General features: G+C 68.7%; 15 protein-coding genes. 7 read left to right on the plus strand and 8 right to left on the minus strand.

All coding sequences use genetic code 11. The features are described from left to right. Positions 1-5: 5 nt before the first annotated feature. Together BDK63_RS01570 and BDK63_RS01575 are read right to left on the minus strand one after the other, a co-directional pair. Positions 6-1,217, minus strand: coding sequence for an ABC transporter substrate-binding protein (locus BDK63_RS01570; protein WP_183329563.1), 1,212 nt, complete (start codon positions 1,215-1,217; stop codon positions 6-8). A 35-nt stretch (positions 1,218-1,252) separates the two neighbouring features. Beyond that, entirely contained in the window at positions 1,253-2,332 is a 1,080-nt protein-coding gene (locus tag BDK63_RS01575) for a phosphotransferase (protein ID WP_183329564.1), read from the minus strand. A gap of 254 nt (positions 2,333-2,586) precedes the next feature. Between BDK63_RS01575 and BDK63_RS01580 the strand changes: the two genes are divergently transcribed. From BDK63_RS01580 to BDK63_RS01610, 7 genes are all read left to right on the plus strand, one after another. After that, positions 2,587-3,312 (plus strand): hypothetical protein, encoded by a 726-nt coding sequence (locus tag BDK63_RS01580; RefSeq protein ID WP_183329565.1) that lies wholly within the window; start codon positions 2,587-2,589, stop codon positions 3,310-3,312. 226 nt (positions 3,313-3,538) lie between these two features. Beyond that, positions 3,539-5,089, plus strand: coding sequence for an NfeD family protein (locus BDK63_RS01585; RefSeq protein WP_183329566.1), 1,551 nt, complete (start codon positions 3,539-3,541; stop codon positions 5,087-5,089). A 92-nt stretch (positions 5,090-5,181) separates the two neighbouring features. Next, a complete protein-coding gene (locus tag BDK63_RS01590) occupies positions 5,182-5,988 on the plus strand; it encodes a slipin family protein (protein WP_183329567.1) in 807 nt (268 codons plus the stop codon). Positions 5,989-6,417: 429 nt separating this feature from the next. Continuing rightward, positions 6,418-7,908 (plus strand): SulP family inorganic anion transporter, encoded by a 1,491-nt coding sequence (locus BDK63_RS01595; protein WP_183329568.1) that lies wholly within the window; start codon positions 6,418-6,420, stop codon positions 7,906-7,908. A gap of 1 nt (position 7,909) precedes the next feature. Continuing rightward, a complete protein-coding gene (locus tag BDK63_RS01600; protein WP_183329569.1) occupies positions 7,910-8,764 on the plus strand; it encodes a universal stress protein in 855 nt (284 codons plus the stop codon). Between the two features lie 103 nt (positions 8,765-8,867). Next, positions 8,868-9,209, plus strand: coding sequence for a TraR/DksA family transcriptional regulator (locus BDK63_RS01605; protein ID WP_183329570.1), 342 nt, complete (start codon positions 8,868-8,870; stop codon positions 9,207-9,209). Between the two features lie 89 nt (positions 9,210-9,298). Then, the gene (locus tag BDK63_RS01610; RefSeq protein WP_183329571.1) at positions 9,299-10,153 is read left to right on the plus strand and encodes a universal stress protein; all 855 of its coding nucleotides are present in this window, start codon (positions 9,299-9,301) and stop codon (positions 10,151-10,153) included. A gap of 159 nt (positions 10,154-10,312) precedes the next feature. Here BDK63_RS01610 and malG read toward each other — a convergent pair whose 3' ends face one another. The 6 genes from malG to BDK63_RS01640 form a co-directional block, all read right to left on the minus strand. Further along, a complete protein-coding gene (malG, locus tag BDK63_RS01615; RefSeq protein WP_183329572.1) occupies positions 10,313-11,203 on the minus strand; it encodes a maltose ABC transporter permease MalG in 891 nt (296 codons plus the stop codon). A 15-nt stretch (positions 11,204-11,218) separates the two neighbouring features. Further along, a complete protein-coding gene (gene malF, locus BDK63_RS01620) occupies positions 11,219-12,796 on the minus strand; it encodes a maltose ABC transporter permease MalF (protein WP_183329573.1) in 1,578 nt (525 codons plus the stop codon). 59 nt (positions 12,797-12,855) lie between these two features. Continuing rightward, positions 12,856-14,046 carry a maltose/maltodextrin ABC transporter substrate-binding protein MalE gene (malE, locus tag BDK63_RS01625; protein WP_183329574.1) on the minus strand — a complete coding sequence of 397 codons (1,191 nt, stop codon included), beginning with the start codon at positions 14,044-14,046 and terminating at the stop codon, positions 12,856-12,858. Positions 14,047-14,232: 186 nt separating this feature from the next. Then, positions 14,233-15,285, minus strand: a complete 1,053-nt coding sequence (locus tag BDK63_RS01630) for a LacI family DNA-binding transcriptional regulator (RefSeq protein WP_183329575.1) — start codon at positions 15,283-15,285, stop codon at positions 14,233-14,235. Between the two features lie 87 nt (positions 15,286-15,372). Continuing rightward, positions 15,373-16,479: an ABC transporter ATP-binding protein gene (locus BDK63_RS01635; RefSeq protein ID WP_183329576.1), complete on the minus strand. Its 1,107-nt coding sequence runs from the start codon at positions 16,477-16,479 to the stop codon at positions 15,373-15,375. A gap of 103 nt (positions 16,480-16,582) precedes the next feature. Continuing rightward, the gene (locus tag BDK63_RS01640; protein WP_183329577.1) at positions 16,583-18,205 is read right to left on the minus strand and encodes an alpha-glucosidase family protein; all 1,623 of its coding nucleotides are present in this window, start codon (positions 18,203-18,205) and stop codon (positions 16,583-16,585) included. Positions 18,206-18,240: the final 35 nt, after the last annotated feature.

An 18,240-nucleotide genomic window follows, 5' to 3' on the forward strand; every position in this document is an offset into this window, starting at 1 on the left:
CTCGCTCAGCGACCCACGTAGCGTTCCTGCCAGGCCTCGGCCAGTGCATCCACCCAGCTGGGGTGGGGCTGCCCCAGGACCTCGCCGAGTTCGTCCGGCGCCAGGGTGGCGATGCCCAGGTCGATGCCGTCGAAGCGTGCGCGATCGGCCTCGTCGAGGGTGTCCAGCGAGAGTACCGTGTTGCTGCCCCAGACCACCGGGTCCTGCTTGTGCGCCTGGGCCTCGGGCCCGAGCAGGTAGTTGGCCACCACCATGGCCCCGGCCTTGTGCTGGGCATTGTAGGGAATGGCCAGGAAGCTCATGTTGCCGATCATGCCGTGGTCGTGGACATAGCTGCGCACGCTGTCGGGCAGCTCGAAGTTGGCGATGGCGCCGGAGGCCTCGGTGGTGCTGAAGGAGAGGGCGATGCTGATCTCGCCGTCTCCCATCAGACGACGCAGCTCCGAGCTGTTGGCGGGGAAGGCCCGGCCGCCTCGCCACAGCAGCGGGTGCAGTTCATCCAGGAAGGCCCACAGGGGGGCAGTGACCGCCTCGAAGTCCGCTTCCTGCATGGGGGAGTAGAGGATCCCGGGCTCTTCGGCCAGCTCCAGCAGCGCCTGGGTGATGAAGGCGTTGCCCAGGAAGTTGGGGACCCGGGCGTAGGTGAACTCGCCGGGGTTGTCATGCGCCCATTCGAGCAGTTCGGGCATGGAGCGCGGGTGGTCATCGACCAGTGCCGTGTCGTGGTAGAACACCACTTGGGAGCTGCTCCAGGGCGACTCGAGGCCGTCTACCGGGATCGTCCAGTCGTAGCGCACCGCCGGCGTGTTCTCCGGGTCGGTCAGCGGGTAGTGGGGCAGCCGATCCGACCAGGGGCCGAACAGCAGGTCGTTGGCCTTCATGGTGGCGAAGTTCTCGCCGTTGATCCAGATCAGGTCGACGTTGCCGCGGTCGTCGTTGCCGGCCTGCTTCTCGGCGAGCACCCGGGAGACCGCCTCGGCGGTGTCGCTGAGCTTGACATGCACCAGCTCGATATCGAAATCCTCGGCGACCCGGTTGGCGGTCCACTGGATGTAGTCGTTGGTCCGCTCCTCGCCGGCCCAGGCATACCAGTAGACGGTCTGGCCGCGGGCCTCATCGAGCACCGCCTCCCAGTCGGCGGGGTCCGGGGCGGCCTGGAGAGGACCGGTGAGCATCAGGGCGAGGGCGGGAAGCAGGGCAAACGGGCGGATCGGCATTCGGTCAGTCCTTGTCGGGTGGGTCGGGAGGGGGATCAGTCGCCGAGGGCGAGGCGCAGCTCATCCAGTTCATGTCGCACACGGTCGATCACCGCCGGGGAGAGGTAGTGCTCGACCCGCTCGCGGACATGGGCCACCAGGGCATTGTCGCTGAGCTGGGCCGACCAGTCCTCGCCGGCGGCATCGGCATCGCGGTCCCGGCCGTGCTGTGCCCGCCACTTGGCGCACCAGGTCAGGGACCAGAGCCACATGGCCCGGCGGCAGGCGAGCAGGCTGGAAGTGTCGCCGGTGGCCCCACCGGCGCGACGCCAGTGGCGATAGAAGTCGGCGACCTCAGTGGGGCTCAGCACGGCGCGGCTGTTCAGGTCCCAGGTGGTGGAGGTGTAGAGCGTGGCGTGGGCCAGGTCGAACCCCGGCAGGCCGTAGCGGCACTTCTCCAGGTCCACCAGCACCGCCCGCCCCGAGTCGGTGACCAGGAAGTTGCCGGGGTGGGCATCGAAACTGATCAGCCGCGGTGCCATGCCGGGTGCCTGGGGCAGGTGCTCCGGCAGGGCGGCGAGCTCGGCCTCGATCCGCGTCCGCGCCTCCCGGGAGAGGCCGGCGTGCCCCAGCCACTCCGCCTGCCGGGCGATCTCATCGCGCATGGCACGCCAGGGATCGCCGGGGGCGTGGAGGGGCGGTCGCTCCGCCTCGAGGGGCACGTCGAGGCCATGGATGGCGGCCAGCGCCTCGGCGACGGCCGGCAGGTCTTCGGGCAGGCGGGCCGGCCGGCCTCGGACCGCGCTCACCAGCAGTCCGCCCCGGGGCAGTTCCGGCCCGGGCGGCAGCACGCCATGCAGCGCCGGCGTATGGCCGCTCCGGCTGGCGCGGGCGAAGCAGGCCGCCTGGTACGCCAGGTTCTCCTCGGCCGCAAGACCCATCTGGCTCTGCTTGGGCAGGCGTGCCACCCAGTCGATGGTGTCGCGCGAAAGCCACACATGGGTATGCGCCAGGCCGGTATCGGCCATCGGGCGCATCGCGCGGATATCGGCCGCGAGGCTGGCCCGAGCCAGAGCCCTGGCCAGGGCATCGTGTGCGTCGAGTCGGGTGTCCGCGCAGGAGACGGAATCCGGCATGTCGTTCCTCGGTGTCGGGAGTTCGGCGTCTCATCATGGTCGGGCGAGCCCGGCCATCCTTACACTACAGTTCCGGTGGCAGAGGGCGTTTCTGGCGGCGTGGGGGCCGTGGCCAGAAGGCGACTGTAAGCCATGCGGCCGTCTGCCGACAGAACCTGACCGCAACGACATGCGGTGGTCCGGGCGAAGAGGCGTGTGCCTGGCCGAACGACGCTCCCGCGTCGTCACGACTTGCCATCACGGAGGTAGCTACCATGTCACAGCATGACGATAAACGCCGCAGGCTGCTAGGACGCCTGGGGCGACAGCTGGCCTATTCGGCGCCGGTGCTCGCCCTGGTGGCGGGCGGTGTGACCCTTCATGCCACCGTCGGAGAGGATGAGACCGCGCCAGGCCTGTCCACGCTTTCTGCCACCTCGCTGCTTTTTGCCAACGCCCATGCTGAGGCCCATGCGGAGGGAGGCGCCGAGGCGCAGGGTGAGGCCGAGGCAGAGGGCGAAGCGGAAGGTGAGGCAGAGGGGGAAGCGGAAGGTGAAGCCGAGGGCGAGGCAGAAGGCGAAGCCGAAGCGGAGGGAGAGGCCGAGGCGGGGTCTGCCGATGCCGTGCAGCGTCCGGCGGGCTATGAACCGGCCTACAGCGAGAGCGGCGAGAACCCTCCCGAGCTGCTGGCCCGCGGCGAGGAGCTCTACTATGACACCTCGCTGAGCACCAACGGGCTCTCCTGTGCGACCTGCCACGGCAGTGATGGCCAGGACATGGGCTACAACCCGACCTTCGAGGAGGCCTTCCCGCATCAGGTCGCCATGGCCGAGAACCAGTTCGGCATGTCCGAGGTGCACGCCGACGAGATGGTGCAGATCTGCATGGTGGCGCCGATGCAGGGGAGTCCCCTCGACTGGGGGGGCGAGGCGCTGCCGTCGCTCTCGGCCTACATGGTGGAGGTCCAGCGCCGCGTGTCCGGCCAGCCCCACGACCTCTGACGTCCCCGCGGGACCTTGCGGACACCGGCGTCACTACGACCCGGTGTCCGTTTCCCTTTGCACTCTCCCCCTTTGCCTGCTGACCCGATGACGTGACGGTCTCCCCGACAGGACCGGGCTGTTGCGGCCGGTGGCTGCCAGCACCTACGCTGATATCAGCATCGGCTGAACCAACCGCTACGCCGACACTCACACCCACTGTACGGGTCGCGCAGGGAAGATCATCATGAGCCGAGTTCATGCCGCCCTGATCGGGCGCCGATTCCTCCTGTTCAGCCTCTTCTGCCTGGCGCTGGGGGCGCTCCTGGCGCTCTTCCAGTCGGTGGTCCAGGCCCAGCAGAACGAACGCACGGCGCTGGTGATGACCGTGGAGGGGGCCATCGGCCCCGCCACCAGCGACTACTTCCAGCGCGGCCTGCGCCGGGCCGCCGAGGGCAATGCCGAGATCGTGGTGGTGCAGATGGACACCCCCGGCGGCCTCGACGCCTCCATGCGCGACATGATCCGCGCCATGCTCACCTCGCCGGTGCCGGTGGCCATCTACGTGTCGCCGAGCGGCGCACGGGCGGCCAGCGCCGGGACCTACCTGCTGTATGGCAGCCACGTGGCGGCCATGGCGCCCTCCACCCATCTGGGGTCGGCCACGCCGGTGCAGATGGGCGGGGGCGGCCTGCCGGGCCTGGGTGGCGACAATGATGACGAAGACAGCGGCGGCGGGGCCAGGGCGGAAGAACCCGAGGGCGCCGACTCCGCCGGCGCGAGCGCCGAGGTGACGGCCGAGGACGATGACGCCGCCTCCGAGGGCGTCGCGGCGGCACCGTCGGAGGAACCCGCGGCCGCCGACGAGGATGAGGCGCAGGAGGCCTCCGGCGACGGCCCGCGTCGCGGCGAGACGGCCATGGAGCGCAAGGTGCTGGAGGACGCCGTCTACTATATCCGCGGCCTGGCCGAGCGCCACGGCCGCAACGCCGACTGGGCCGAGGAGGCGGTGCGCGAGGCGGTCAACCTCACCTCCCGGGAGGCGCTGGAGAAGAACGTCATCGACGTGGTGGCCAGCGACATCGAGGACCTGCTCGAGCAGATCGACGGTCGCACGGTGGTGATGGAGCGCGGCGAACTGACCCTTGCGACCGCCGATCTGGTCATCGAGCGCTTCGATCCCGACTGGCGCACCCAGCTGCTGTCGGTGATCACCAACCCCAACGTCGCCTACTTCCTGATGATCATCGGCTTCTACGGGCTGATCTTCGAGCTCTCCAACCCGGGCAGTCTGGTGCCGGGCACCATCGGCATCATCTGCCTGCTGCTGGCCCTGTTCGCGTTCCAGGTGCTGCCGGTCAACTTCGCCGGCCTGGCGCTGATCCTGGTCGGCCTGGCGCTGATCGTGGGCGAGGCGCTGATGCCCAGTTTCGGCATATTGGGAATGGGCGGCATCGTCGCCTTCGTGATCGGATCGGTGATTCTGATGGATGCAGACAACCTGAGTATCTCGCTGCCGATGATCGGCGGCATCGCCCTGCTGGCCGCGGTCCTGATGCTGTGGGTGATGACCCGCTTCATGAGCATTCGCCGGCGCCCGGCCAAGGGGGGGCAGGAGGAGCTGGTCGGCAGCGAGGCCCGGGTCCTCGAGGACTTCGACGGCACCGGCCACGTGCGCCTGATGGGCGAGCGCTGGAATGCCCGCAGCGACAGCCCGCTGGTCAAGGGCCAGAGGGTGAGGGTCGCGAGGATCGATGGCCTGACCGTCGAGGTCGAGCCCCTGGAGGAGGATCGCTGAGGCGTCGCCTTCGACGCCGCCAGGCTTCACCCGGAACCTTTTCACGCCAACCTTTCACGCCAACCTTTTCACGCGAACCATGGAGACAGACCATGTTGATTTCCTATCTCGTACCGGTAGTGCTGCTGTTCATGCTGATCGCGGCCTCGATCCGCATCCTGCCGGAGTACAAGCGCGGGGTGATCTTCTTCCTCGGCCGCTTCCAGGGGGTCAAGGGCCCCGGCCTGATCATCGTGATCCCCGGGATCCAGAAGATGGAGGTGGTCGACCTGCGGGTGATCACCATGGACGTGCCGGAGCAGGACGTGATCTCCCAGGACAACGTCACCGTGAAGGTCAACGCCGTGCTCTACTTCCGGGTGGTCGACCCGGAGAGGGCGATCATCCAGGTGGAGAACTTCACCGTGGCGACCAGCCAGCTGGCCCAGACCACCCTGCGTTCGGTGCTCGGCAAGCATGATCTGGACGAGATGCTCTCCGAGCGCGACAAGCTCAACAACGATATCCAGGAGATCATCGACGCCCAGACCGAGGAGTGGGGCATCAAGGTGGCCAACGTGGAGATCAAGCACGTCGACCTGGACGAGAGCATGATCCGCGCCATCGCCCGCCAGGCCGAGGCCGAGCGCGAGCGCCGCGCCAAGGTGATCCACGCCGAAGGCGAGCTGCAGGCCTCGCGCAAGCTGGTCGAGGCGGCCAACGTCATGGCCGAGAACTCGGCGGCCCTGCAGCTGCGCTACCTGCAGACCATGAGCGACATGAGCAACAAGAACGCCTCCACCATCGTCTTCCCGCTGCCCATGGACATCATGGAGGCCTTCAAGTACATGAAGGCCTCGCCGGCCGCCCAGGCCCGCACGGGGGGCGCCAAGGCGCCCGACGAAGGCGGCGCCAGCTGAGCCTTTCCCGCCCATGCCGCCACGGCCGCCGGGCCGTGGCGGTTCCTGCCCGCCTGCCCCGGGGGTGCACCGCAGCATCCGTTCTGCTAGAATCTGCGCTCTTTCCGGGAGCGGTCATCAGACTTTCGTTCAATTCGTTCCCGTCGATGTGATGCAGAGCAAGGGAACCGACAGCACGTGACGACTCACCCGGCAGGGCTAGCCACGCCGCCCTAGCGCACGCCTCCTTCTCCTTCGGTCGCGCCCTCGTCATCGAGGCGTCACCGCATGGCGCCACCCTGTGGCCGCCGGGGCACGCCCGTGCCCACCCCCATAGCGGCAATACCCGATGGTCCGTGACATGGACCGCACCGTCAGCGGTGCGGTCGGCGACCCGGCGTTGCCCGACAGCCCTGACGGCATGACACTCAACCCTGACTGGAACCCAGCATGTACGAAAAAATGAAGCTGAGTTGGTTTTCCAACTTGAAAGGCGACACCCTCGCGGGAATCGTGGTCGCCCTGGCCCTGATTCCCGAGGCGATCGCCTTCTCCATCATCGCCGGCGTGGACCCCAAGGTGGGCCTCTACGCCTCCTTCGCCATCTGTGTGATCATCGCCTTCACCGGCGGACGTTCCGGCATGATCTCCGGCGCCACCGGCGCTATGGCGCTGCTGATGGTCACCCTGGTGCGTGACCACGGCCTGGAGTACCTGCTGGTGGCCACCCTGCTCACCGGGGTGCTGCAGATCCTGGCGGGATATCTCAAGCTGGCCGAGCTGATGCGCTTCGTCTCGCGCTCGGTGGTCACCGGTTTCGTCAACGCCCTGGCGATCCTGATCTTCATGGCCCAGCTGCCCGAGCTGACCGATGTGACCTGGCACGTCTATGCCATGACGCTAGCCGGGCTGGCCATCATCTACGGCTTCCCACTGTTGCCCGTGATCGGCAAGTCGATTCCCTCGCCGCTGGTCTGCATTGTGGTGCTCACCGCCGTCTACATGATCACCGGCATGGATATTCGTGATGTTGGCGACATGGGCGAGCTGCCGGACAGCCTGCCGGTCTTCCTGTGGCCGGACGTCCCGCTCAACCTCGAGACCCTGATGATCGTGCTGCCCTACTCGCTGATGCTCACTATAGTCGGCCTGCTGGAGTCGATGATGACCGCCACCATCGTCGACGACCTCACCGACACCAAGAGCAACAAGAACCGCGAGTGCAAGGGGCAGGGCATCGCCAACATCGGCGCCGGCCTGATCGGCGGCATGGCGGGCTGTGCGATGATCGGCCAGTCGGTGATCAATGTGAAATCCGGCGGCCGCACCCGCCTCTCCTCGCTGATCGCCGGGGTGGTGCTGCTGCTGATGGTGGTCTTCCTCTCCGAATGGGTCTCGCAGATTCCCATGGCCGCCCTCGTCGCGGTGATGATCATGGTGGCCATCGGCACCTTCAGCTGGTCCTCGATCCGCGACCTCAAGCAGCACCCCATGAGCACCAACGTGGTGATGATCGCCACGGTCATCGTCACCGTGGTGACCCACAACCTGGCCATCGGGGTCTTCGTCGGCGTGCTGCTCGCCGCCATGAACTTCGCCAACAAGGTCGGCAACATCCTCTACATCGGCAGCGAGGAAGCCGACGAGGGTAGCCGTCGCATCTACAGGGTGGTGGGCCAGGTCTTCTTCGCCTCCTCCGAGCGCTTCGGCAACGCCTTCGACTTCAAGGAGACCGTCGAGAAGGTCACCATCGACCTCTCCCGCGCCCACTTCTGGGATATCACCGCCGTGCAGACCCTGGACCGCGTGGTGATCAAGTTCCGCCGCGAGGGCACCGAGGTGGAGCTGGTGGGCCTCAACGAGGCGAGCGCCACCATCGTCGACCGCTATGCGGTGCATGACGACCCTGCCGCCGTCGAAAAACTGATGGGAGGACACTGAGATGACCGAACAGGTAATGGCCGCCATCGACGGCTCGACATTCTCCGAAGGCGTCTGCGACGCCGCCGCCTGGGCAAGCCTCGCCCTGGGCGCGCCGCTGACCTTCCTGCATGTCAACGACAACCATGTGCCGCCGGAGGAGCGCAACCTCTCCGGCAACCTGCTGGCCGGTGGGCGCGAGCGCCTGCTCGAGGAGCTCGCCCGGCTGGATGAGCAGCGTGCCAAGGTGGCCCAGGAGCAGGGCCGGCTGATGCTGCAGGCCGCCAGGGAGCGAGCCATCCAGGATGGCGTCGCCGAACCCGGCGCCCGCCAGCGCAACGGTACCCTGGTGGAGACCCTGGAGGAGCTGCAGGGCGACATGCGCCTGCTGGTGATCGGCAAGCGCGGCGAGGGCGCCGAGCAGGCCAGCGGCCACCTGGGCTCCAACCTGGAGCGGGTGGTGCGCACCCTGCATCGGCCGATCCTGATGGTGCCGGCGTCCTTCGAGGCCCCGAAGAAGGTGATGCTCGCCTTCGACGGCAGCCCGACCACCCGCAAGGGCGTGGAGATGCTGGCGAAGAGCCCGCTGTTCGCGGGCATCCCGGTGCACGTGGTGATCATCGGCGCCGAGACCGGCGACAACCGCTCCCAGCTCGACTGGGCCCTGGCCACGTTGCGCGACGCCGGTCACGAGGCCGAGGGCGCCATCCGCGCCGGCGAAGTGGAGGCGACCCTGCGCGCCTACAAGGACGAGAACGCCATCGACCTGCTGGTGATGGGCGCCTACGGCCACTCGCGCATCCGCCACCTGCTGGTGGGCAGCACCACCACCGAGATGCTGCGGCGCGCCAGCGTGCCGATCCTGCTGCTGCGCTGAAGCCTCGGGACGCGCTCCGATGAACCGGCCCGCCTTCTGGCGCGTGCCGGTTCTTTTCTTCATGCTGGCGGTACAGTGACGTCACGCAGAGGGGGAGTCGCCCATGAATCACCCGGAACTCGATGTGGAGAAGATCACCCGCCAGCTGGAAGACACCAGGGCGGAGCTGGTCGATCAGAGCGCCGAGAGCGAGGAGAGCCGTGCCACGGTGGTGCTGGACCAGCAGTCCGTGGGGCGGCTGTCGCGCATGGATGCCCTGCAGGGCCAGGCCATGGCCAAGGCCGAGGAGGAGCGCCGGCAGCTGGCGATCCGGCGCATCGATGCCGCCTTGGCCCGGATCGGCCGAGGTGAGTACGGCGAGTGCATCGAATGCGGCGAGTGGATCGCCGCCAGGCGACTCGAGTGGGACCCCACCGTGCTCAAGTGCATCGACTGTGCCGAGTGATCCGTTGACCTGTGTCCTATGCAGGCCAGTCCTCATCGGGTAGAAACGATATGACGGACAACGACATGCGCCAGCCAGGAAACGACACGATGACCGAACAGGTGATGGCCGCCATCGACGGCTCGAAGTTCTCGGAAGGGGTGTGCGACTACGCCGCCTGGGCAAGCCTCGCCCTGGAGGCGCCGCTGACCTTCCTGCATGTGGTGGACAACCATCCCCAGGTCGCCGAGGCGGACCTCTCCGGCAATATCGGCCTGGGGTCGCGGGAGCACCTGCTGGAGGAGCTCTCCCAGCTCGACGAGCAGCGCGCCAAGGTGGCCCAGGAGCAGGGCCGGCTGGTGCTCAAGGCCGCCAGGGAGCGGGCCATCGAGGATGGTGTCGCCGAGCCGGCCACCCGCCAGCGCAACGGCACCCTGGTGGAGACCCTCGAGGAGCTGCAGGAGGAGATCCGCCTGCTGGTGGTGGGCAAGCGCGGCGAGACCGCCCACCAGGACAGCGGCCACCTGGGCTCCAGCCTCGAGCGGGTGGTGCGCACCCTGCACCGGCCGATCCTGATGGTGCCGGACACCTTCAAGGTCCCCGAGGGGGTGATGCTCGCCTTCGACGGCAGCAAGACCACCCGCAAGGGCGTCGAGATGCTGGCCAAGAGCCCCCTGTTCGCGGGCATCCCGGTGCACGTGGTGATCGTCGGTGCCGAGACCGGCGACAACCGCTCCCAGCTCGACTGGGCACTCAGGACCCTCCGCGACGCTGGCCACGAGGCCGAGGGGGCCATTCGCGCCGGCGAGGTGGAGGCGACCCTGCGCGCCTACCAGGAGGAGAAGGGCATCGACCTGCTGGTGATGGGCGCCTACGGCCACTCGCGGATTCGCCACCTGCTGGTGGGCAGTACCACCACCGAGATGCTGCGCCGTGCGAGGGTGCCGGTGCTGCTGCTGCGCTGAGTCGCTGTCCTTCCAGGCACGACCCGACGCCCCGGGCGCGATAGCGCACGGGGCGTCGTCACATTCGACACCTCGGCACGAGAAAGCCCCGACCAGCTGGCCGGGGGCGGGCAGCGCCTATCGCCTGAATTCAGGCCCGGGACGAGGAATAGGGGCGGGTCAGCCCTTGACGCCGCCGGCGGTCAGCCCGCCGATGATCCAGCGCTGGCAGACCAGGAAGGCCACGGTGATGGGCAGGCCCGAGAGCACCGCGGCGGCGGCGAAGTTGCCCCAGCGCTGGTTGTGGTCGGCCAGGTACTGCTGGGCGCCCACGGCCAGCGTCAGCTTGTGCTCGTCGACCAGCAGCACCGAGGCCATGGGGTATTCCATGATGCTCATCACGAAGGCGAGGATGAAGACCACCATCAGGATCGGTACCGACAGCGGCAGCAGGATGTAGCGGAAGGCCTGCCAGGTGCTGGCGCCGTCGACCATGGCGGCCTCCTCCAGGGAACCGTCGATGGATTCGAAGTAGCCCTTGATGGTCCAGATATGCAGGGCCACCGCCCCCAGCGAGGCGACGATCAGGGCGCCATGGGTGTTGATGCCCAGCCAGGGCACCAGCTGGCCCAGGCGATCGAACAGCGCATAGAGCGCCACCAGCGAGAGCACCGCCGGGAACATCTGGAAGATCAGCATGCCCTTGAGGATCGGCGCCTTGCCGCGGAAGCGCATGCGCGCGAAGGCGTAGGCGCTGGTGGTGGCGAGCGCCAGGATCAGCAGCGACGACACCAGCGCGACCTTCACCGAGTTCCACAGCCACAGCAGCACCGGAAAGGGGGGCTGGACCACGCTGCCGTCGGCCCGCTCCCAGGGGATGCCGAAGGCCAGGGCCCAGTGCTCCAGCGAGAAGCGTTCGGGAATCAGGCTGCCGCTGGCGAAGTTGCCCTCGCGGAAGGAGATCGAGATCACCAGCAGCAGCGGGAAGACGATCAGCGACACGAAGCCGAGCAGCGCCAGGTGGGCGGCCAGCCGCCGGGCGCGGATCGTGCGGGGTTGAACCATGGCCATGACGGTATCTCCTTTTCAGACCTTGACCCTGGACAGCCGCAGGTTGAGCAGCGACAGGCCTGCCACCAGCAGGAAGATCAGGGTGGCGATGGCGGCGGCCAGGCCGAAGTTCTGGCCGGCATCCTGGAAGGCGATGCGGTAGGTGTAGCTGACCAGCAGGTCCGTGGTACCCGCCGGCGTGCTGGCGCCGAGGATGTCCGGGTTGCCGCCGGTGAGCAGGGCGATCAGGACGAAGTTGTTGAAGTTGAAGGCGAAGGCGGCGATCAGCAGGGGCGTCAGTGGCCTGATGATCAGCGGCAGGGTGATCCGGAACAGGTTGGTGAGCGGACCGCCGCCGTCCACCGCCGAGGCCTCGAAGAGGTCCCGCGGGATCGACTGGATCAGTCCCATGCACAGCAGCAGCATGTAGGGGTAGCCGAGCCAGGTGTTGACCACCAGCAGCATGGTGCGGGCCAGCCAGGGGTCGGTGAACCACTCCGGGCGAATGCCGAACAGGCTGTCGAGGATCATGTTCACCTCGCCGAAGTGCTGGTTGAACATCCCCTTGAAGATCAGGATCGAGATGAAGGCGGGCACCGCATAGGGCAGGATCAGCAGCGTGCGGTAGATCGCCTTGCCGCGCAGCTGGTCCCACTGCAGCAGGGCGGCCAGCACGAAGCCCACCGCCAGGGTGAAGAGCACGGTCAGCCCGGCGAAGGCGAAGGTCCAGACGAAGATCTGCAGGAAGGGGCCGCGGATGTCCGGGTCGGCGAAGATCCGGGTGTAGTTGTCCAGGCCGACCGCCACCGGCCACCCCGGGGTGATGGTCTCGCCGTCGTCGGTGACGAAGAAGCCGATCTGCTGGTCCGGCGTCAGCACCCGGTCGTCGCGGCGGTCGAACAGGCTGCCGTCGTCGCGGGCCTCGTAGCGGTCGAGCATCGGGGCGAAATGGCGCAGCCCCGACATGCGAAGCTCGAGGCCCTCGGGCGTGACCAGGCGCAGTCCCTGCAGGGCGCCGCGGGCGGCGATCACCTCGCGCATCGCCAGCGGTTCGGCAGCCGGGGGGCGGTCGGTGGGCTGTACGCCGATCCGGCGCTCCTCCTGATTGGCCAGGTTGAGCGGTGGGCTCGCGAAGCGCTTGGTGCCTTCCCCGGCCGGGTCGCCCTCGGCTTCCAGGTAGAGCCTGACGAGCTCGCCCTCGCGATGCAGCGAGAAGCCGAAGGCGGCGCCCTCTTCCTGGTAGGTGCGCGAGAGGAGCTGCGCGCGGACCCTCTCCTCGCTGAGCAGGTTGCTCGAGCTGTAGTTGCTGAAGCTGATGCCGAAGGTGTAGACCAGCGGGAAGATCACGAAGACGCCGAGGCCGGCCACGGCGGGGAAGATGTAGCGATGGCTCATCAGGCTGCGGCGGGTGAAGACCACCGCCAGGGCGGCGCCCAGCACCAGGAAGAGCAGCGCGAACATCCATTGGCCGTTGAGGTGGAAGGCGACGACCAGCCACATCAGGCCCACGACCAGGGCGGCGACCAGGGCGCGGGCCGCCCAGCGGGCGTAGCGTTCCCCGGGATGGCGCGAGCGGTGTCGCGGCAGCCCCCGGGAGGCATTGGTGGTGTACATGTCGAGTGTCCTGCGGGAGCGGCCGACGGCAGGGCCGCCGGCCAGGGTGGCGGGTCGGCTTACTGGCGCATGCGGCGGGCGGCGGCGTCCAGCGCCTCCTGCGGGGTCTGGCGGCCGCTGCCGATGTTCTGCAGCGCCGGCTCCATGGCGGCCCAGAAGGCGCCCATCTCGGGGATGTTGGGCATCGGCATGCCGATCTCGGCGTTGGCCAGGGTGGCGGCGATAGCGGGGTCCTCCGCCAGCTCCCGCTGGTAGGCGATATGCGCCACCGCGCCCAGGGTGCCGTCGCCGTTGAAGGTGCGCAGCCCCGCCTCGTCGAGCAGGTAGTGCTCGAGGAACTCCACCGCCAGGAAGTCGTTGGGCGTGGCGGCGTTGATCATCGCCGTCATGACGCCGAACATCGGCCTGGCGCGCTCGTCGCCCACCCTGGGCAGCAGGGCCACGCCGTAGTCGATCCCGCTGCGCTCCAGGTTGCCCCAGGCCCAGGGCCCGCTGATCATGGTGGCCACCTCGCCGCGATTGAAGCGGGTATCCATCACGCTGTAGTCGGTGCCGCGGGGCACCACGTCCCGATCGATCAGCTCGCGCAGCAGCTCGGCGCCCTGCAGGGCCCCCGCGTTGTTGACCCCGATGTCGCTGACGTCGAAGCCCGCCTCGGTCTGGCGGAAGGGGTAGCCGCCGTTGGCCGCCAGCAGGGTCCAGCCGTAGTAGGGCTCGCTGTAGTCGAAGAGGATCGCCTTCCTGCCCTGCTCGGCCAACTCGGCATCCAGCGCCATCAGTTCGGCGAAGCTCTCCGGGGCCTCGTCGACGAGCGCCTTGTTGTAGATCAGCCCCAGCGACTCCACGGAGATCGGGTAGCCGTAGGTCTCGCCGTTCCACAGGGTGGCGTCCCAGGTGAAGTCGAAGTAGCGGCCACGGAAGTCGTCGCTCGGAGAGAGCGGCGTCAGCAGCCCGCTCTGGGCCCACTCGCCCAGGCGGTCATGGGCCCAGATCACGACATCCGGCCCCTGTCCGCTGCCCGCGGCCTGCTGGAAGCGGTCGGTGAGGTTGTCGGGATGGACGATCTCCACCTCGACCCCGGTGTCGGCGGTGAACCGGCGGCCGACCTCGCGGATGCCCTCCGGCCCCTTGTTGTCGCCCATCCAGATGGTCAGCTTGCCGGCGTCGAAGGCCACGGCGGGCAGGGCGAGGCCGCTCCCCAGGGCGGCGGCCAGCAGCGGGAACAGGAAACCACGGCGTGATGGCGTCATGGGACTGGATCCTCCAGGTTGTTGTTGTGCGGTGGCGCCCCGGGTGGAGCGCCATGACGAAGGCGTCCAGCGTCGCCAATCCCCCGCTCGGCGTCCTCCTCCCCGGGGGGCGCAGGGGTGGCGTACGGGTGGGGCGTAGGGCGTAGGGCGAAGGAGAGGAGGCGCGGGGCGGCAGGCCCCGTCGGCTCAGGGGCAGTTGGCGCCGATCACCAGTTCGGTGGGCAGCAGGCTGGGCTCGGCCGGGGCGAGGCCGAGGATGATGCGGGCAGCGGTGCGGCCCTTCTCGGTGCTGTCCTGGCGGACCGTGGTGAGGCGCGGGGCCCGGTACTGTCCCTCGGCGATGCCGTCGAAACCGGTGATGCGCAGGTCCTCGGGGATGCGCAGGCCGCGCTGTTCGGCCAGGGTGACGGCGGTCAGCGCGATGCGGTCGGACATGCACAGCAGCAGGTCGGGGCGCTCATCGTCGGGCCGGTCGAGGATCGTCTCGATCACCGGGGCGCACACCTCGAAGGTGTTCTCCTCGATGTTCCACATCGGCACCCCGGCCGGGTCGATCCCGTGCTCCGCCAGGGCGCGGTGGAAGCCGGTCAGGCGCGAGCGGGTGATGGTCTGCTCGGCTCCCAGCAGGGCATGGGCCGGGGTGATGCGGCCGTTGCAGGGCTCGGCGGTGAGGCGCAGGTTGACGACGGCCGGCCGCCGCGGGGGCGTCCGCAGGGCGTGGCGGGCGATGGCGAGGCAGGCGGCCTCGTTGTCGACGTGGACGGTGGGGCGGCCGGCGATGTCGAAGTCCACCGAGACCAGCGAGGCCTGGGCAGGCAGCCGGCCGAGCAGCGAGGGGCTCGGCATCAGGCCGTAGACGATGAAGCCGTCGGCCATGCTCGCCGAGCCCGGGATCTGGCCCTGGGTCTGGCGCGAGGAGAGCAGCAGCAGGGTATGGCCCTGGGCGTCGAGCACCTCGGCCACCCCGGAGAGGAACTCGCTCGCCACGGCGTCGTTGAGGCTGTAGGTGAGGCTCTCGGCGAGGATCACCGCGATGATCCGCGAGCGCCCGGTGCGCAGGCTGCGCGCCTTGGCGTCGGGGCCGTGGTAGCCCAGCCGGCTGGCCTCGCCAAGGATGCGCTCGCGCAGGGCGGGCGAGAGCTGGTCCGGCCGGTTGAAGGCGTTGGAGACGGTGGCGGTGGAGACCCCGAGCTCCCGGGCCAGGTCCTTCAAGGTGATGCGACGCGTTGGTGCGGTCATGGCCTTCCCTGGTCGTTGGCGACCCGCTGACAAGGATACCGACCCTGGCCCGCGGGGGACAGGGTCGGTGCGTGCTCATGCGCCGCTTCAGGCCACGGCGCGTGCCCGGCTGGCCTTCAGGGCGCGATTGTCCGCATCGAACAGGTGCACGTGCTGCGGGTCCGGGACCAGCGCCACCCGCTGCCCCTCCTGCCAGCGGCTGGGCGCCTCGCTGCGATGGATCAGCAGGGTCTCGCCGGCCATCGGTTCCAGGTAGACGTAGACCTCGTTGCCCAGGTACTCGACGTTGACGATCTCGAAGGCGTTGTCGCTGCTGGCCGCCTCCAGGCGCAGGTGCTCGGGGCGAACGCCCAGGGTCAGCGCCGCGCCGGCGGCATGCTCGCCCGCCGCCTGGGGCAGGCTCAGCTCGCCGATGCCCTCGACCTGCACCCGGCAGCCCGCTTCGGCCTGGCCGGCCAGGCTCGCCGGCATGAAGTTCATGGTCGGCGAGCCGATGAACCCCGCCACGAACTTCGTCGCCGGCCGCTGGTAGAGCTCGTGGGGGCTGCCCACCTGCTCGATGCGTCCGCCGTTGAGCACCACGATCTTGTCGGCCAGGGTCATGGCCTCCACCTGATCGTGGGTGACATAGATCATGGTCGAGCCCAGGCGGTTGTGCAGCCGGGCGATCTCGTTGCGCATCTGCACGCGCAGCGAGGCGTCCAGGTTGGAGAGCGGCTCGTCGAACAGCAGGATGCGCGGCTCGCGGGCCATGGCGCGACCCATGGCCACGCGCTGGCGCTGGCCGCCGGAGAGCGCCTTGGGCTTGCGGTCGAGCAGCTCCTCGAGCTGCAGGATGCGCGCCGTTGCCATCACGCGATCATCCACCGTCTCCTTGCTGGCCTTGGCCAGCTTGAGGCCGAAGGCCATGTTCTCGTAGACGGTCATGTGCGGGTAGAGGGCGTAGGACTGGAACACCATGCCCACGCCGCGCTCCCGGGGCGGCAGCTCGTTGACCACCGTCTCGCCGATGCTGAGCGTGCCGTCGCTGATCGACTCCAGCCCGGCGATCAGCCGCAGCAGGGTCGACTTGCCGCAGCCCGAGGGGCCGACGAAGACCACGAACTCGCCGTCGCCGATATCCAGGTCCACATCCTTGATGATGTGGGTGCTGCCGAAGATCTTGTTGATCTTGTCGAGAGTGACGCTTGCCATCTGATGACTCCTTGCCGGCCCCGCGCCCTTGGCGTCCTCGTCGGGGCCGGCCTGTTGTTATGGTGAGCTGCTATGGTGAGCTGCCGGCGTGGGCGGCGATCGTTCAGGATACCGCGAACCAGGCGGCCTGGTAGGCCGGCAGCCGCAGGGTGTCGCCGTCGAGGGAGGCCGTGAAGCCATGGCCCTCGAGGGCGTGGTCGACCGCCAGCGGCAGCCGGGTCTCCCGGGGCTCGGCGGTCAGGTTGAAGAGGCACAGGATCCGCTCGCCCGCCCCTTCGCGGACGAAGCCGAGCAGCCCGTCGCCCACGTCGACCAGGCGCAGCTCGCCGTCGAACAGCGCCGGGTGCCTGGCGCGGAACGCCAGCAGGCGGCGGGTGGCGTTGAGCACCGACGCGCTGTCGTCCTCCTGCCGCGCCACCGAGAGGGGCAGGTGGCGCGCCTCCACGGGCAGCCAGGGCTCGACGCCCGGGGTGGTGAAGCCGCCGCTCTCGGCATCGGTCCAGGGCATCGGGGTCCGGCAGCCGTCGCGGCCCTTGAACTCCGGCCACAGCACCTTGCCGTAGGGGTCCTGGATGCGCTCGAAGGGCACCTCGGCCTCGGGCAGGCCCAGCTCCTCGCCCTGGTAGAGGCAGACGCTGCCGCGCAGCGAGAAGAGCATCGCCAGCATCACGGCGGGGTAGGCCACCGGGTCCTGGCCGGCGCCCCAGCGGCTGGCGCTGCGCTCCACGTCGTGGTTGGAGATCGCCCAGCAGGGCCAGGCATCGCCGGCCAGGCGCTGGAAGCGCTCGATCACTTCGCGGAGATAGGCCGCCGAGTGGGGCTTGTTGAGCAGGTCGAAGGTGTAGGCCATGTGCAGCTTGTCGCCGCCGGCGGTGTATTCGGCCATGCGCTCGAGGGGGTTGTCGTCGCCGATCTCGCCCACCGTGGTGGTCCCGGGGTACTCGTCCATCAGCGCGCGCAGCTCGCGCAGGAAGTCGAGGTTTTCCGGGCGGCTCAGGTCGAAGACATGGCGCTGCCAGGTGTAGGGGTTGGCCTCCGGGGCGCCCAGGGTCTTGGCCTCCCCCTCGGGGACCGGCGGGTTGTCACGCAGCTCGGCGTCGTGGAAGTAGAAGTTGACGGTGTCCAGGCGGAAGCCGTCCACCCCCAGCTCCAGCCAGAAGCGCATGTTGTCCAGCTGGGCGGCTCTCACCTCCGGGTGATGGAAGTTGAGATCCGGCTGGCTGCTCAGGAAGTTGTGCAGGTAGTACTGGCGCCGGCGCGGGTCGAAGGTCCAGGCCGGGCCGCCGAAGATCGACAGCCAGTTGTTGGGCGGTGTCCCGTCCGGCTTCGGGTCGGCCCACACGTACCAGTCGGCCCTGGCATTGGTGCGGTCCTGCCGGCTCTCCTGGAACCAGGGGTGCGCCTCCGCGGTGTGGCTGATCACCTGGTCGATGATCACCTTCAGGCGCAGCGCATGGGCCCGGGCCAGCAGCGCCTTGAAGTCCGCCAGGGTGCCGAACATCGGGTCCACGTCGCGGTAGTCGCTGACGTCATAGCCGAAGTCGAGCATCGGCGAGGTGAAGAAGGGCGACAGCCAGATCCCGTCCACGTTGAGCGAGGCCACGTAGTCGAGCTTCTCGGTGATGCCCGCCAGGTCGCCGATGCCGTCGCCGTTGGCGTCCATGAAGCTGCGCGGGTAGATCTGGTAGATGACGCCACCGCGCCACCAGAAGGTGTTGTCCTGCATGGGGGATTCCATATTTGACAGGGTGAATGGAGGCC

Origin of the sequence: Halomonas campaniensis, assembly GCF_014193375.1 — a bacterium.
In the GTDB taxonomy this organism is placed as follows: Bacteria; Pseudomonadota; Gammaproteobacteria; order Pseudomonadales; family Halomonadaceae; genus Halomonas; species Halomonas campaniensis.